The organism is Lysobacter sp. Root690, from assembly GCF_001427785.1.
In the GTDB taxonomy this organism is placed as follows: Bacteria; Pseudomonadota; Gammaproteobacteria; order Xanthomonadales; family Xanthomonadaceae; genus Lysobacter.
This window is the reverse complement of the sequence record NZ_LMHM01000018.1, coordinates 583,086-597,613: the sequence shown is the minus strand read 5'-3', so window position 1 is coordinate 597,613 and position 14,528 is coordinate 583,086. Positions and strand designations below refer to the sequence as shown.

Here is a 14,528-nt window from a genome sequence, read left to right as displayed (position 1 = left end):
TGGCGCACGGCGTGCATCCTGCACGCCGCCCTTCGGGTGTGCTGTTGCTAACGCGAGTGCGTGGCTTCGCAGCGCTGGATGAACTGCAAGGCTTCAGACTCGATCCAAAGCCAAAGCCAAAGCCAAAGCCAAAGCCAAAGCCAAGCCATGGCCGCATGGCCACCCTGTAGGAGCGGCGCAAGCCGCGACTGCGCCACCACGACAACGTCGCAACCTCTGCCATAGCCGCGACAATCGTTGCCGCTTATGCCAGCCACGCGATCGGAGCCTTCGCCACAAACGAACCTCAACTCACTGCGTACACGCCGGCTCATTGTTTTCATCGGCATACAACGAAGCGAACCCCGCCGGCATCAGCCGCGGCATCTTCTGCAACGGCGGCTTCACCGTCGGAAAATAATCGCGCTGCCACTGCGACGCCAACGCCGTCGCGGCCGGTTCCAGGCTCGCGTAGCGCGACTCGGGCCGATCCGCTGGTTTGCCGGCCAGGCGCGAAATCAATAGACGCATCGCCCGCGCCTTGGTCGGGTCGTTCGCGATCAAACCCGTCAGCGGCGATGAGTTGTCGCTGTAGCCGACCATCAGATCGAACACCGACGGCAGATAGCCGGCCTCGAACGACAGCTGCAGCATGTTGCCGGCCTCGGCGCGCCAGCGGTCGAACTCGGGCGAGTTCAGGTGGGTGTAGTCGACCAGGACCGAATCGCCGCGCGCGTAGCGGTACATGGCTTCGGGTTCGCCGGCGAGCGCGGCCTGACGCAGGTAGTGGTTGCCCTGTTTCCACGAATCGGCCGGCGCGTTGCGGCATTCGTTGATCATCTGACGCGCGCGGTCCTCCAGCTTGGTCATGTAGGCGCGCTGCTCCGGCGGCAGATCCGGACGCGAATTCTCTTCGGCCGAGGCCAGCACCTGCTCGGCCGGGGATACGTCGGTGCAGCGCAGCAGTTCCATGCCGAGTTGGCACGAGGCGCGGCTGTCGCCGGCGTCGGCGCGGTTCTTGAGTTCGGCCAACTGCGGATTGCGATAGTTGGAGCGGATCGGTTCTATCTTGCTCGGTGTGTCGGCGGGTTTCGCCGGCGCGGCCGGTGGTTCTTGCGCTGCCGCGTCGCTTTGGCCGACCGCGGTGGGCGCGGCCGCGATCGGCGCGCGCGAACGCCACAACTGCCAGCCCAGCAAGGCCACGGCGATCGCGATCAGGCTCACGATCAGGCCTCGGGTCTTCACCGGCATCCGCGTATTCCGCCCTTGGTCTGAGTAATCATCGGCGTAGCATGTGTGCAATCAACGTTCCGATGGGAGTGTGTCCATGCAATACCGTCGCCTGGGTTCATCCGGCCTCCAACTGTCGGCGCTGTCGTTCGGCGCCTGGGTTACCTTCGGTGCGCAGATCGGCCGCGACACCGCGCGCGAACTGATCGCCGCGGCGTGGGATCACGGCATCAACTTTTTCGACAACGCCGAAGGGTATGCCAACGGCGAGGCCGAGCGGGTGATGGGCGAGGTCATCGCCGAGCTGCGCCTGCCGCGCGACGGTTATTGCGTGTCCAGCAAGGTCTTCTTCGGCTCGGTCGAGGAGCCGGCTCCGACCCAGAAGGGTTTGTCGCGCAAGCACATCACCGAAGCCTGCCATGATGCGCTGCGTCGGCTGCGTGTCGAGCATCTCGATCTGTACTACTGCCATCGTCCCGATCCGGACACGCCGATCGAGGAAACCGTGTGGGCGATGGATGCGCTGATCCGTCAGGGCAAGGTGCTGTACTGGGGTACCTCGGAGTGGCCGGCCGGGTTGATCCGCGAAGCGCACAAGATCGCGCGCGCCCATCATCTGCATGCGCCGAGCATGGAGCAGCCGCAATACAACCTGCTGCATCGCGATCGGGTCGAGCTCGAATACGCGCCGCTGTACGCCGAGCTGGGACTGGGCACCACGATCTGGTCGCCGCTGGCCTCGGGGTTGCTGACCGGCAAGTACGGCGCGCTGTCGGCGCACGCCGACGACAAACAGGGCGACGGCAAGCAAGGCGACGGCAAGGACGGCGCCGAGCGCGGCCGGCTGGAGCATGCCGACAAGGACTGGCTGCGCCGGATCGCGGTCGGCAGTTCCGATCAGCGCCGGATCGAGCGAGTGGCCGCGTTCGGCGCGGTCGCGCGCGAGCTCGGGGTCGAGCAGGCGCCGCTGGCGATCGCTTGGTGCCTGCGTAACCCGCATGTGTCGAGCGTGATCCTCGGCGCCAGCCGCAGCGAGCAACTGCTGCAGAACCTGCAGGCGCTGGAATTGCTCGAGAAAATCGACGAGGCCGGCTGGCAGCGGGTCGAGAACGCCTTTGCCTGAACAGGGGCCTGGACGTCTTCTGCATGACTGCAGTCGCAGATTTGTGTGTTTGCGTGTTGACTGGCAAATGAGAATCATTATCATCATTCGGGAGCCCACCCCCGAACGAGCCACCGCCATGTCTCTGCGCAACCCGGTGCTTCAGCTGAAACCCCGTACCGATCGTCCCCTGTCCGCCGTCGCGACCCCCGCCGTCGATGCCACCGCGCCGACCGCCATGGCCTCGGCCGTGGTCGCCGCCGCCCAGGGCGTCCTGGTCGAAAGCACCGCGCTGCTGCGCGGCGCGCGCGAAGTGCTGATCCGTCACGGCGGCGAGGTCTATCGCCTGCGCCATACCCGTAACGACAAGCTGATCCTGACCAAGTAACCCCGCGAACGGCGCGCACCCAGCCAAGCACCCCTCAGCAACATCCAACCCACAAGCCCGAGTTCGACCCGACCGCCAAAGGCCCCGGACTAAAACGTCCAAAGCACAACGCAGCCACCCGACCCCGAGCCCGCTGAGCCCAACGCTGCAAGCCCGCCCCATCGCCCGCGTCACCGCCGCACCGCGTCCTCATTCCCGTCCCGGGATCGACGCGGCGCGGCGCGTCGGTACGCCGACTCGCCAGCACCCTCTCTCTCCCAGGCTGCCAGCCCTGTCCTGCAACGAAGTCTTTGCATCGGACGCCAGCCCGCCTCGGTCCAAAACCCATACAACCGAGTCCGACTGCATGTCCCGCGTCCTTAGTGTTGCCGCGCGTCCGCGCGTTTTCCCCGTTGTCGTCCCCGCGCGTTCCGCGCTGGCCCTGGCGTTGTTGCTCGCGCTGCCGGCCGCCGCGCTCGCCGCCGATGCGCCCGCGCCCGACGGCGCCGACGTCAACGAACTCCAGCGCGTGGTGGTCAGCGCCACCCGCACCGAGCGCGCGGTGCAGGACGTGCCGGCCACGGTCAGCGCCATCGACCGCGAGCGCATGGACAACGAACTCACCCGCAACATCAAGGACCTGTTCCGCTACGAACCCGGCATCGTCGTGGGTTCCAATCGCGAACGCTTCGGCCTGGGCGACATCCGCATCCGCGGCCTCGGCGGCAATCGCGTGCGCGTGCTGGTCGACGGCATCTCGGTCTCCGACAGCTTCAGTATCGGCAGCTTCTCCAACGCCGGACGCAATTTCGTCGATCTGGACACGGTCAAGGAAGTCGAGATCGTGCGCGGCCCCAGCAGCGCGCTGCACGGCTCCGATGCGCTCGGCGGCGTGGTTTCGTTCGTGACCAAGGACCCGGAGGACTACCTCAAGGACGGCGCCAACGCGTACTTCGGCCTCAAGCTAGGCGTCGAAAGCCAGAACGACGGCCTGTACGGCGGCGCCACCGCGGCGTTCGGCGGCGAGCGCTGGTCGGGCTTGGTCGTGGTCAATCACCATCAGGGCCAGGAAACCGAGAACCAAGGCAAGCGCAACACCCTCGACGCCAGCCGCACCACGCCCAACCCGCAGGACAACGACGGCCGCAGCCTGCTGACCAAGCTGGTGTACGCGCCCAGCGACAACCAGCGTTTCCGCCTGACCTTGGAAGGCAGCGAAGACCAGACCGACACCGAGGTGTTCACTGCGCGCGGCACTGCGCTGTCGGCGCCGGGCGCGCCGGCGGTGCGGGTGTTGTCGCAGACCGGCAACGATCACCAGACCCGCGCGCGGGTCGCGTTCGCCCACGAAATCGATTCGCTCGATAGCGCCTTCGCCGATTCGCTGCGCTGGCAGATCTACCGCCAGGACAGCGAGACCACCCAACGCACCCGCGAGCAGCGAGTGAGCGTGGTCGGCGGCCGCGAGATCAGCCCGACCCTGCGCCTGCGCGAATTCAACTTCGACCAGCGCGTGTACGGCGCCGAAGCCACCGCGCACAAGGGCTTCGCCACCGGTTCGGTCGAGCACACCCTGACCTACGGCTTCGAATACGAAAACACCGAGTTCCGCCAGAAGCGCGACGGCCGCGGGATCAATCTGACCACCGGCGTGAGCACCAACGTGATCTCGCCCGATACCTTCCCGGTGCGCGATTTCCCGGTCAGCAAGACCCAGAGCGCCGGCGTGTTCGTGCAGGACGAAATCCAGTTCGCCGACGGCGCGTTCCGGCTGGTGCCGGCGGTGCGCGTGGATCGTTACGAACTGCGTCCGCAACGCGATGCGATCTTCACCGCCGACAATCCCGGCGTGGTCGTCAGCGACCTGAGCAAGACCAGCGTGTCGCCCAAGCTCGGCGCGGTCTGGCACTTCTCGCAGGACTGGTCGGTGTACGGCGGCTACCAGCGCGGTTTCCGCGCGCCGCCCTACAGCGACGTCAATCTGGGCTTCACCAATCTGCAGTTCGGCTACACCGCGATTCCGAACCCGAACCTTAAGCCCGAGACCAGCGACGGCTACGAACTGGGCCTGCGCTTCAGCGGCAAGGCCGTGTATGCGCAGCTGTCGGCGTACTACAACGACTATAAGGACTTCATCGAATCCAACCGTCAGGTCAGCGCGCCGCCGCGGACGCCGTTGATCGTGTTCCAGTCGCAGAACGTGGCCAAGGCGCGCATCCGCGGCGTGGAACTGCGCGGCGGTGTCGACTTCGGCGAGTTCTCGCCGGCCTGGGCCGGTTGGTCGCTGCGCGGCGCGGCGGCGTACAGCAAGGGTGAGGACAAGGCCGCCGATCGTCCGCTGGAATCGATCGCGCCGTTGACCGCGACCCTGGGCCTGGCCTACGACCGCGACGTGTGGGGCGTGGAACTGGCCGGCCGCTTCGCCAAGCGCAAGGACGATCTGCCGGCGCCGAACCGCTTCGCCGCGCCGGGTTACGGCGTGCTCGATCTGCTCGCGCACTGGAATTTCGCGCCGGGTGCCAAGGTCAACGTCGGCGTATTCAATCTCGGGGACAAGACCTATTGGGACGCCGGCGACCTGCCGGGCATCGCCGCGACCAGCACGGTGATCGACCGCTACAGCGCGCCGGGCCGCAATGTCGGCGCCAGCGTGTCGGTGAGCTGGTAAGCATGCGCGCGCCGTCGTCGATCGCGAACCTGCCCGAACGCGCCGGCCTGCCGGCGCCGGAACGGCTGGCCGCGGTCGCGACGGTGTTGTGCGTGTACCCGCGCCGCCATCGCGACGCGCTCGATGGCTGGCTGCAGGCGGCCAGCGCCGAGCGCATGACCCGCCTCGACGGCGAGTCCTCGTGCGAAGCGCTGGTGTTCCGTAACGCCGCCGGTCGCGTGTGCTGGCGGTTGTATCTGCTGCCCGACAGCGATTTCCTGGCCTGGGACGACGCCGCGGCGAAGTTGCCGATGGTCCAGGGCGCGGATGCCCGCGGCGGCGCCTGGGCCGGATTGCGTCGGCGCTGGCTGCGTCGCCTGCGCGGGCGCTGGCAGGCCGAAGTGCTGCGCCTGCACGTGCTGCGCGACGACGCCGGGCATTGCATCCTCGTCGCCGACACCGCCGAACTGTCGCCGCTGGGACAAGCGCATGCGCGCCGTATCGCCAGCGGCGAAGGCGCGCGCCTGCAGACCCAGGCCCACGTGTGCTGCTGCATGGCCTCGCGCCTGAGCGACGAAGCGCGACCGGCGCAATTCGCCTGATCCCCGATCCAATCCTTTCCTTTTATATAGCCAACCGAGAAGCATCGAGTTCAGCCATGACCCAACCCGTAATCCGCGCCAGCGTGCTGGCCGTTTGTCTGTGCGCCAGCCCGATCGCGCTGGCCCTGTCTCCCGTCAACGCCGCCGTGTCGACCGAGCGCGACCGCGCTTCGATCCTGGCCATGCAGGGCGAGTACATCGTCGATTTCGCTTTCGACGAAACCGTGCTGCTCAAGCCGAACTACGAACGCGCGCCGGCGATGCGCAGCGGCGGCAACGAGACCGTGATCGTGGTCGAGGACAGCCCGCGCCGGATCGTCCTGCAGCACATCCTGGTCGACGGCAAAAGCGGCCACGTCACCAAGCACTGGCGTCAGGACTGGGTGTTCGAGGCGCCGCAGCGTTTCGAATTCAGCGCCGACCAGACCTGGCACGTGCGCACGATCCCGGCCGAGCTCAATCGCGGCGCCTGGACCCAGTGCGTGTATGAAGTCAGCGACGCGCCGCGCTACTGCGGCACCGGCCGCTGGGATTACCGCAACAACGTCGCCACCTGGACCAGTGATCCGAGCTGGCGTCCGCTGCCGCGGCGCGAGTACACCAAGCGCAGCGACTACAACGCAGTCGCGGCGATCAACCGCCACACCCTGACCCCGAACGGTTGGACCCACGAGCAATACAACACCAAGGTGCTGCGCAAGCCCGACGGCACCCAGGAAGAACTGGCGCGCGAGTTCGGCTTCAACGATTACGTCAAGACCAAGGACGTCGACTTCAAGCCGGCCTACAAGTACTGGGACGCGACCAAGGACTACTGGGCCAAGGTGCGCGCGCACTGGAACGTGTACCTGGACCAGGCGCCGGGTGTGCAGCTCAAGACCAAGGTCGACGGCATGGCGATGATCATTCCGTTGTTCGAACAGGCCGGCAAGCTGGAAGAAGGCAAGCCGGTGGCCGACAAGGAAATCGACGCGGTGTTCGCCAAGTGGGTGGTCAAGGCGCCGGCCGATACCGCCGGTCCTGAGCAGTCGCCGCCGGCTAAGTGAGCCGTCGTGGTTGCCGTGGTCCGCGTAGCGATCGAGGCTGCGATTACGTCGCTGACCTATTGCGACTCTGGTGTTGTGCGTGTGTCGACGCATAGCGCCTGAGGTTGTATTCGAGCTGATAAAAAAGGCCGGGCAGCGATGCCCGGCCTTTTAATTGCGTTGACGTTTATTGTGTTGGCGTTCTTACAGACGAGTGGTGTGCGGTAACGTGCGCGATCCAGTTTCGCCGGCGCGGGCGGATTTGCGGTCGCGGCCCGCGCCGCTCCTGCAGTCTGGAGCGGAGTTGCGCCGCAGGCCGAATGTAGGAGCGGCGCAAGCCGCGACCGCGACACCCGCTTACGACGCAACTCTAACGACGCGTTTGGCAATCATTCGCTCGCCAATCATTCGCTCCGACAGCGTCGGCTTCAATCGACGCGAGTCGCCCCGGCCTGTCCGGTCGACGCCCACACCGGCGCCGCGGGTGCGACCGGTGCCGCGCCCGGCGCGGGCAGCAGCAGGCCGTGCGGAGGTGCCGGCGGCGGCGGGGGCGGCGGCGGCGGTGGAGCCGGCGGAACCGGCGCGCCAGGCGCAGCCACCGGCGCGGGCGGCGCGGGTGGCACTGGCGACCTCGGCGGCCTCGGCGGAGCGGGAGGAGCCGGCGGTGGCGGCGGCGGTGGGGCCCAGGCGATCGCCTTGGGCACCTTGATCGTGCTCTTGGCCTTGGCACGGTCGCGCAGATACGCCACTTCGACCTGACCGCCATCGGGTTTGCCGCGCAGGGCCGCCATCGCTTCGCGCGGGCTGTCGACCTGGCGTCCGTCGATGCTCTGGATCACGTCGCCGGCTTCCAGGCCCTTGAGCTCGGGACCGGCGCTGAGCACCAGCACGCCGCGGTCGGCGCCGAAGTAGCGGCCGAGCTTGGCATCGACCGAGGCCAGATTGAGCCCGTTCCAGCGCAGAGCCTCGCTGATCGACGGCAGCGGGCAGGGCTTGTTCTTGCAATCCGCATTCAGACGAATGATCTCGCTGTGCATGCGCGGCGCCATCATCGGCTCGGCCGCGATGTATTCGATGCTGTCGGCGGAGACTTCCGATTCGCCACTGCGCAAACGCCGGACCACGAGTTCGCCGTTGGTCACGAACTGCGAGCCGTCGTCGTTCTCGAACACCATCACCCGCTCGCCAAGCTGCGGCGTTGCGGTCAGGCTGGCCGGCTTGCCGTCGCGCTGATAGCGGATGCGCACCGGCTTGCCCGGTTCGAGCACCCCGAGCAACGCGCGGGCATTCGCCAGACGGGCCGAGCCGTCGGCGCCGGCGATGCTCTTGTCGCCCACGCCAAGCAGCGAATCGCCGCTGCGCAATCCGGCCTTGGCCGCGGCGCTGTCGGGGGTGACCGCGACGATGCGCACACCGGCTTTCGCGTCCGGCGCTAGGATCACGCCGAGTTGCGGGCCACGCAGGTCGTCGCGGATCAAGGTCGGCTTGGTCACCGGATCGGGCAGCGCGCCCAGTTCGGTGCGGTTGCGCGAATAGGCCTGAGCGAACTGTCGGGTCTGGGCGAACTGGCGCGAGGTGGCCGCGTCGCCGCGGCTCACGAAGTAGTAGCTGTGCACCCGGGTCGGGGCGGCGGCGGCGGTCGGCGGCGCGGCGTCGATGGCGCCGGCGTCCTTGGGATTGTCGTGCGCGAGCGCGCTGCCGATTGCCGCGGCCAGCAGCAGCGGAAGCGTACGGCGCAAGTGGGTGATGGCGCGGGCCATGTCGTTCTCCGGTACGGCGGTGAAGAGGAATCAGTCGACGCGCACCAGTGCGTCGTCGTAGCGTTCGCCTTGCGCGGCGAACCAGCGTTGCGTGCTTTCTACCCCGGCCAGCGCGCGCAGCGTGCCGACGCGCTGTTGCCACAGCGACAGGCGCTGCGACGCCGGCAGCGGCGCGGCAATCAGGGTGGCGTCGATCAGGCCCAGGCGCTGGTCGAGTTCGGAACTCATGACCGCCGCGGTGGCGCTGGCGACGCGGTCGTCGCGACTGGCGGCGATCAGCGCTTCCAACTGCGCCGACTGCGCCTGCAGTTCGCCGATGCGTTGGACGATCGCATCGCTGTCGTTGTTCGCGAGCGCTTGCGGCGTCGGCGCGGTTTCGTTTGCGGCCAGGCGCGTCGGCGCTCGGCGTTCACGGGTTCCGGGCGATGCGTCGCGTTGCGGTTTGGCGGTACGCGGTGCGGGCTTGTTGGCGTCGTTCGATGGGTTCGGCGCGGTGGCGATCGCACGATCCGTCGCGCGGTCGGTTGCATGGTCGGCCGCGTGATCGGTGCTGCGCTCGCCGGTGTCGGCCAACTTGCCCGGGTCGGGCTGCGGTTGCGTCGAGGGTGACAGCGGCGGGTTCGCAATCACGCGATCGGGCGACGGATTCTGGGTGTGCACGACCTGCGCCGGTTGCGTCGCCGGCATGATCGGATCGGCGCCGCGCTGGCTCAGCCACCACGCCAGCGGCAGCGCCGCGGCGAGCATCGCCGCCATCGCCCAGCGGCGGCGGTGCGGTACATGGCGACGCGTGGCCGTCATCCGGCCGGTCGCGGGCAACGCGGACGAAGCCATGTCGCCGGCCGGCGGCGCGGCGTTCGCCGCGGACGCCAGACGCGCGGCGACCTGCGCCCAGCCGTCGGCCGGCGGCGTTTCCGCCGGCAACTGCGCGAACGCGGTCGGCCAGTCCTGCGGCGCGGCGCCGCGCGGGTCGGGAAGGTTTCGATCAGGCATGGGCCTGCTCCGGTTCCAGCAACAGGCGCAGGCGGCGCGAGCCGCGCGCGAGTTGCGATTTGGAGAAGCTCGGCGTGCGTTGCATCAACGTCGCGATCTCCTCATGGGTATAGCCCTCGGCGTGGTACAGCCACAGCACGCTGCGGGTCGGCGCCGGCAACTGGGCCAGGGCGCGGCCGAGCGCGGCGGCATCGGCGGCGGCCGGTGGTGGCGGCAGACGGTCGTCGGCCAGGTGTTCGTCGTTGGGTTCGACCGCGTGCTCGTGGCGGCGCTGGCTGCGCAGCCGCATCAGCGCCTCGTTGACCGCGATCTGGCGCAACCAGCCCCAGAACGGCGTGCCGCTGCCGTCGAGGTGGCCGCGGAAGTCGCCGATCCGCGTGAGCACTTTCAACATGGTCTCCTGCAGCACGTCGGTGGCCTCGTCGCGATCGCCGGCGATCCGCATCGCCAGGGTGAACACCGGTCGTTCGAACCAGCGGTAGATCTGCTCGAACGCCGCGCCCTCGCCGTTGCGCGCGCGCGTCAGCAACGTCTCCGGGACGTCGATGGCGAAGCTCGACAGCGGCCGCTCCGATGAGGGGGCGGGCAGCGGGCCGGGCGAGGGCGATGGGGTGGGTTCGGCTGGCATTCGAATACAAGGATGCAGCAAGGGCGTGAAGGGTCGCAGGCACCCGCACGGCCTATACTGGCGGCCTCGGACGAGGCATGGAGGGGGAGTTCATGGGAACGTTTCTGGCGATGGTGGTGGTATTCGCGGGCGTGATCCTGCTGTTCAAGACGGTGCGCATGGTGCCGCAGGGTTATCAGTGGACCGTCGAGCGCTTCGGCCGCTACACCCACACCATGGACCCGGGCCTGCATTTCCTGATGCCGGTGATCTACGGCGTCGGCCGCAAGATCAACATGATGGAGCAGGTGCTGGAAGTCCCCAGCCAGGACGTGATCACCAAGGACAACGCGGTGGTCAAGGTCGACGGCATCGTGTTCTTCCAGGTGCAGGACGCGGCCAAGGCGGCGTATGAAGTCGCCACCCTGGAAATCGCGATTCTTAATTTGGTCATGACCAACATCCGCACCGCGATCGGTTCGATGGACCTGGACGAGTCGCTGTCCAAGCGCGACGAGATCAACACCAAGGTGCTCAACGCGGTCGATCAGGCGACCCATCCATGGGGCCTGAAGGTCAACCGCATCGAATTGAAGGACATCCAGCCGCCGCGCGATCTGGTCGACTCGATGGCGCGGCAGATGAAGGCCGAGCGCGAGAAGCGCGCGAATATTCTGGAAGCCGAGGGTTTCCGTCAGGCCGCGATCCTCAAGGCCGAGGGCGAGAAGCAGTCGGTGATCCTGGAAGCCGAAGGCGAGAAGGAAGCCGCGTTCCGTCAGGCCGAGGCGCGCGAGCGTCTGGCCCAGGCCGAAGCCAAGGCCACCGAGATGGTGTCCAACGCGATCTCGGCCGGCAACGTGCAGGCGATCAACTACTTCATCGCGCAGAAATACATCGAGGCGTTCAAGTCGCTGGCCGAAGCGCCGAACCAGAAGTTCGTGATGATGCCGATGGAATCGGCCGGCATCATCGGCTCGCTCGCCGGCATCGGCGAACTGGCCAAGGAAGCGCTCGAACGCCAGCCCAGTCGCGCGGCCGGCGGCCCGCCGCCGTTGCGCAGCGGAGGCTGAGCCATGGCCTGGACCTGGCAGACCGTAAGCTGGGCCGCGATCGCGATGCTGCTGTTCGCGGCCGAGGCGCTGGCGCCCGGCGCGTTCATGCTGTGGCTCGGCTTCGCCGCGGCCGCGGTGTTCGCGCTGGCGATGGTGTTCCCGGGCCTGACCGTGCTGGCGCAGGTCGCGGCCTTCATCGTGTTGAGCTTCGCCTCGATCCAGGTCTACCGCACCTGGTTCCGCGGCCGCGAGCGCAAGAGCGACCAGCCCTTGTTGAACCGTCGCGCCGAACAGTTGATCGGCCGCGTGGTGGTGCTTGAACGCGGCATCGTGCAGGGCCGCGGCCGGGTCCAGATCGCCGATGCGTTCTGGGACGTGAGCGGGCCGGAGCTGGCCACCGGCACCGCGGTGCGGGTGATCGGCACCGACGGCATGACCCTGCAGGTCGAACTGGCCGGCTGACCCATGACGACCGTGCGCGCCGCGACAACGAGCTTGCGCGCATCGGCGATGGCGTTCGCCATGGTGCTGGCTGTCGCGCCGGCTTCGGCCGGTGGGCCGCAACGCGCCGACGACTGGATCGGCAAGGTCGTGCCGCCGTTTCCGGACGGTTTCAAATCCAACACCGGCGGCTGCGTCGGCACCGGCCGCAGCGCCGAGCAGATCTGCGCGCGCAGCATCGGCACGATCGACGACAACGAGGACCGCTCGCTGAAGTTCTACGCCGCCGAGCTGGTCGGCCGGATCGGCAACGAAGCACGCTGGAAGATCACCGACGTGGTGCCGTACCCCAAGCTGCTGCGCGGCGAGCGTGTGTCGATCTCGACTTGCATGATCGACGGTATCAGCGACCCGGGCGTGATCGCGATCATCGACACCCTGGTCGAAGGCGCGGCCGCGCGCGAACGCTTCGACGCCTCGCGCTGGGCGGTGCGGCTGGACCGGCGCAAGGGCCGTTTCGTCGAGGTCAAGCCAACCGAAGTAAGTTGTTACAACGAAGGCGCCGAAGAAGAATAGAGTCGGCCGCGCCAAACCGCCGACCGCGAATGCCCGAAGCCCGGCCGCACCTGCCGACCTTTGTGAGAGTGGCGCTAGCCGCGACGCTTTTCTTTCAGAAGAGCACGCCCTCCGAAGCAGCACCGCGACCCGAGCGAAAAGCATCGGGGCTGAAGCCTCTCCCACAAAAGACCTCGTCGCCGCGCTCCACTCAGGCCACGCAACCTCGTCCCACACAGCCACGCCGCCTCCGCCGCCAACCACCATTCGCCCGCGTACCGAACCCCCATAAATACGCACGCAGCGCGCTTCTGGAATAATCACCGGCTCAAACCCCCACGAGCAGGCAGCGCCCCATGAGCCAGAAGACCATCCTCAACGACGCCCACCGCGCACTCGGCGCCAAGATGGTGGATTTCGGCGGCTGGGACATGCCGATCAACTACGGCTCGCAGATCGAAGAGCACCATCAGGTGCGCCGCGACGCCGGCATGTTCGACGTCAGCCACATGACCGTGGTCGACCTGCGCGGCGCGCGCGTGCGCGAGTTCCTGCGCCGTCTGGTCGCCAACTCGGTCGACAAGCTGCAGAAATCGGGCAAGGCACTGTACACCTGCATGCTCAACCCGCAGGGCGGGGTGATCGACGACCTGATCGTGTACTTCCTCGACGAAAGCTATTTCCGCCTGGTGGTCAACGCGGCCACCCGCGAGAAGGATCTGGCGTGGATCGGCGAGCAGGCCAAGGCGTTCGACGTGTCGGTGACCGAGCGTCCGGAGCTGGCGATGATCGCGGTGCAGGGCCCGAACGCGCGCGACAAGGTGGTCGGCCTGCTGCGCGAGGAAGATCGCGCGCGGATCGGCAAGCTCGGCAAGTTCGTCGCCGGCGACGCGCAGACCAGTGACGGCATCGCGCTGTTCATCGCCCGCACCGGTTACACCGGCGAAGACGGTTTCGAAGTGGTGGTGCCCGAAGACCGCGCGGTCGCGCTGTGGGACGCGCTGCTCGCCGCGGGCGTCAAGCCGGCCGGGCTGGGCGCGCGCGACACCCTGCGCCTGGAAGCGGGCATGAATCTGTACGGCCAGGACATGGACGACAGCGTCTCGCCGTACGAAGCCGCGTTGGCCTGGACCATCGCCCTCGACAGCGGCGCCGACGGTGCGCCGCGCGACTTCATCGGCCGTGGCCCGCTGGAACAACTCAAGGCCACCGGCGCCGCGCGCCAGATGATCGCGCTGGTGATGGACGACAAGGGCGTGCTGCGTCACGGCCAGAAGGTGCTGACCGCGCACGGCGAAGGCGAGATCCTGTCGGGCACGTTCTCGCCGACGCTGAACAAGTCGATCGCGTTCGCGCGCGTGCCGGCCGGCGAGATCGCGCTGGGCGCCGCCGGCAACGTGCGGGTCGACATTCGCGGCAAGGAAGTGCCGGTGCGGGTGGTCAAGTTCCCGTTCGTGCGCGACGGCCAGGCGCAGGACGGCGTACTCGCCTGAGGTCGCGCGCATGCCCCGCATCGATTACTACTTCAGTCTGATCTCGCCGTACGCCTACCTCGGGCACGCGCCGCTGCTCGCGGCCGCGCGCGAGGCCGGCGCGACCCTGGTCTACAAGCCGGTGCGGATCTTCGAACTGTTCGAGGCCAACGGCGGCCTGCCGCTGGGCCAGCGCGCGCCGGCGCGCCAGCGCTATCGCCTGATCGAGTTGCAGCGCGCGCGCCAGCAACGCGGCGTGCCGTTGAACCTCGCGCCGAAGTTCTTTCCGGTCGACCCGAGCCTGGCCGACCGCTGCGCGATCGCGCTCGATCGGCAGGGCCGCGATCCGTCCGCTTATATGGACGCCGCGTTCCGCGCGATCTGGGCGCACGACCGCGACCTCGCCGACCGCGACACCGTCGCCGGCCTGTTGCGCGATGCCGGTCACGATGCCGATGCGACGCTCGCCACCGCCGAAGGCGAGGAGGTCGCCGCGATCTATCGCGGCAACACCCGCGCCGCGATCGCCGCCGACCTGCCGGGCCTGCCCGGTTATGTGCTCGACGGCGAACCGTTCTGGGGTCAGGACCGGGTCGAAGCGCTGCGCGAGGCGCTGCTCACCGGCCGCGAACCGTTCACGGCCGATGCCGGTTGAACGTTTCGCTGGTCGCTCCCGGACGTGTTGCGGCGTGAGGT

At 68.0% G+C, this 14,528-nt stretch carries 14 protein-coding genes; 10 read left to right on the top strand and 4 right to left on the bottom strand.

The features are described from left to right. Window positions 1-291: 291 nt before the first annotated feature. Window positions 292-1,230, bottom strand: coding sequence for a hypothetical protein (locus ASD86_RS25640; RefSeq protein WP_056117330.1), 939 nt, complete (start codon window positions 1,228-1,230; stop codon window positions 292-294). A 76-nt stretch (window positions 1,231-1,306) separates the two neighbouring features. Between ASD86_RS25640 and ASD86_RS25635 the strand changes: the two genes are divergently transcribed. From ASD86_RS25635 to ASD86_RS25615, 5 genes are all read left to right on the top strand, one after another. Continuing rightward, a complete protein-coding gene (locus tag ASD86_RS25635; protein ID WP_056117326.1) occupies window positions 1,307-2,332 on the top strand; it encodes an aldo/keto reductase in 1,026 nt (341 codons plus the stop codon). Window positions 2,333-2,549: 217 nt separating this feature from the next. Continuing rightward, window positions 2,550-2,699, top strand: a complete 150-nt coding sequence (locus tag ASD86_RS26285; RefSeq protein WP_082124672.1) for a hemin uptake protein HemP — start codon at window positions 2,550-2,552, stop codon at window positions 2,697-2,699. A gap of 346 nt (window positions 2,700-3,045) precedes the next feature. After that, complete coding sequence (locus ASD86_RS25625) at window positions 3,046-5,346, top strand: TonB-dependent hemoglobin/transferrin/lactoferrin family receptor (RefSeq protein ID WP_082578718.1); 2,301 nt, start codon at window positions 3,046-3,048, stop codon at window positions 5,344-5,346. A gap of 2 nt (window positions 5,347-5,348) precedes the next feature. Then, entirely contained in the window at window positions 5,349-5,927 is a 579-nt protein-coding gene (locus tag ASD86_RS25620; protein ID WP_056117319.1) for a hypothetical protein, read from the top strand. A gap of 56 nt (window positions 5,928-5,983) precedes the next feature. Next, window positions 5,984-6,973, top strand: a complete 990-nt coding sequence (locus ASD86_RS25615; RefSeq protein WP_157477137.1) for a DUF6607 family protein — start codon at window positions 5,984-5,986, stop codon at window positions 6,971-6,973. 407 nt (window positions 6,974-7,380) lie between these two features. Here ASD86_RS25615 and ASD86_RS25610 read toward each other — a convergent pair whose 3' ends face one another. The 3 genes from ASD86_RS25610 to ASD86_RS25600 are packed head-to-tail and all read right to left on the bottom strand — an operon-like array spanning window position 7,381 to window position 10,333. After that, window positions 7,381-8,712, bottom strand: coding sequence for a PDZ domain-containing protein (locus tag ASD86_RS25610; protein ID WP_056117317.1), 1,332 nt, complete (start codon window positions 8,710-8,712; stop codon window positions 7,381-7,383). A 30-nt stretch (window positions 8,713-8,742) separates the two neighbouring features. After that, on the bottom strand, window positions 8,743-9,705 hold the full coding sequence (locus ASD86_RS25605; protein WP_056117315.1) for a hypothetical protein: 963 nt from the start codon (window positions 9,703-9,705) through the stop codon (window positions 8,743-8,745). Then, entirely contained in the window at window positions 9,698-10,333 is a 636-nt protein-coding gene (locus tag ASD86_RS25600) for a sigma-70 family RNA polymerase sigma factor (protein ID WP_056117313.1), read from the bottom strand. Before ASD86_RS25600 ends, ASD86_RS25605 begins: the two co-directional genes overlap by 8 nt. 92 nt (window positions 10,334-10,425) lie before the next feature. Between ASD86_RS25600 and ASD86_RS25595 the strand changes: the two genes are divergently transcribed. The 5 genes from ASD86_RS25595 (at window position 10,426) to ASD86_RS25575 (ending at window position 14,487) form a co-directional block, all read left to right on the top strand. Then, window positions 10,426-11,382: an SPFH domain-containing protein gene (locus ASD86_RS25595; RefSeq protein ID WP_157477135.1), complete on the top strand. Its 957-nt coding sequence runs from the start codon at window positions 10,426-10,428 to the stop codon at window positions 11,380-11,382. A 3-nt stretch (window positions 11,383-11,385) separates the two neighbouring features. Further along, window positions 11,386-11,826 carry an NfeD family protein gene (locus ASD86_RS25590; protein WP_056117309.1) on the top strand — a complete coding sequence of 147 codons (441 nt, stop codon included), beginning with the start codon at window positions 11,386-11,388 and terminating at the stop codon, window positions 11,824-11,826. A 3-nt stretch (window positions 11,827-11,829) separates the two neighbouring features. Next, a complete protein-coding gene (locus tag ASD86_RS25585; RefSeq protein ID WP_056117307.1) occupies window positions 11,830-12,381 on the top strand; it encodes a hypothetical protein in 552 nt (183 codons plus the stop codon). A 335-nt stretch (window positions 12,382-12,716) separates the two neighbouring features. Next, window positions 12,717-13,853, top strand: coding sequence for a glycine cleavage system aminomethyltransferase GcvT (gene gcvT / locus ASD86_RS25580; RefSeq protein WP_056117305.1), 1,137 nt, complete (start codon window positions 12,717-12,719; stop codon window positions 13,851-13,853). Window positions 13,854-13,863: 10 nt separating this feature from the next. Continuing rightward, window positions 13,864-14,487, top strand: a complete 624-nt coding sequence (locus ASD86_RS25575) for a 2-hydroxychromene-2-carboxylate isomerase (RefSeq protein WP_056117302.1) — start codon at window positions 13,864-13,866, stop codon at window positions 14,485-14,487. Window positions 14,488-14,528: the final 41 nt, after the last annotated feature.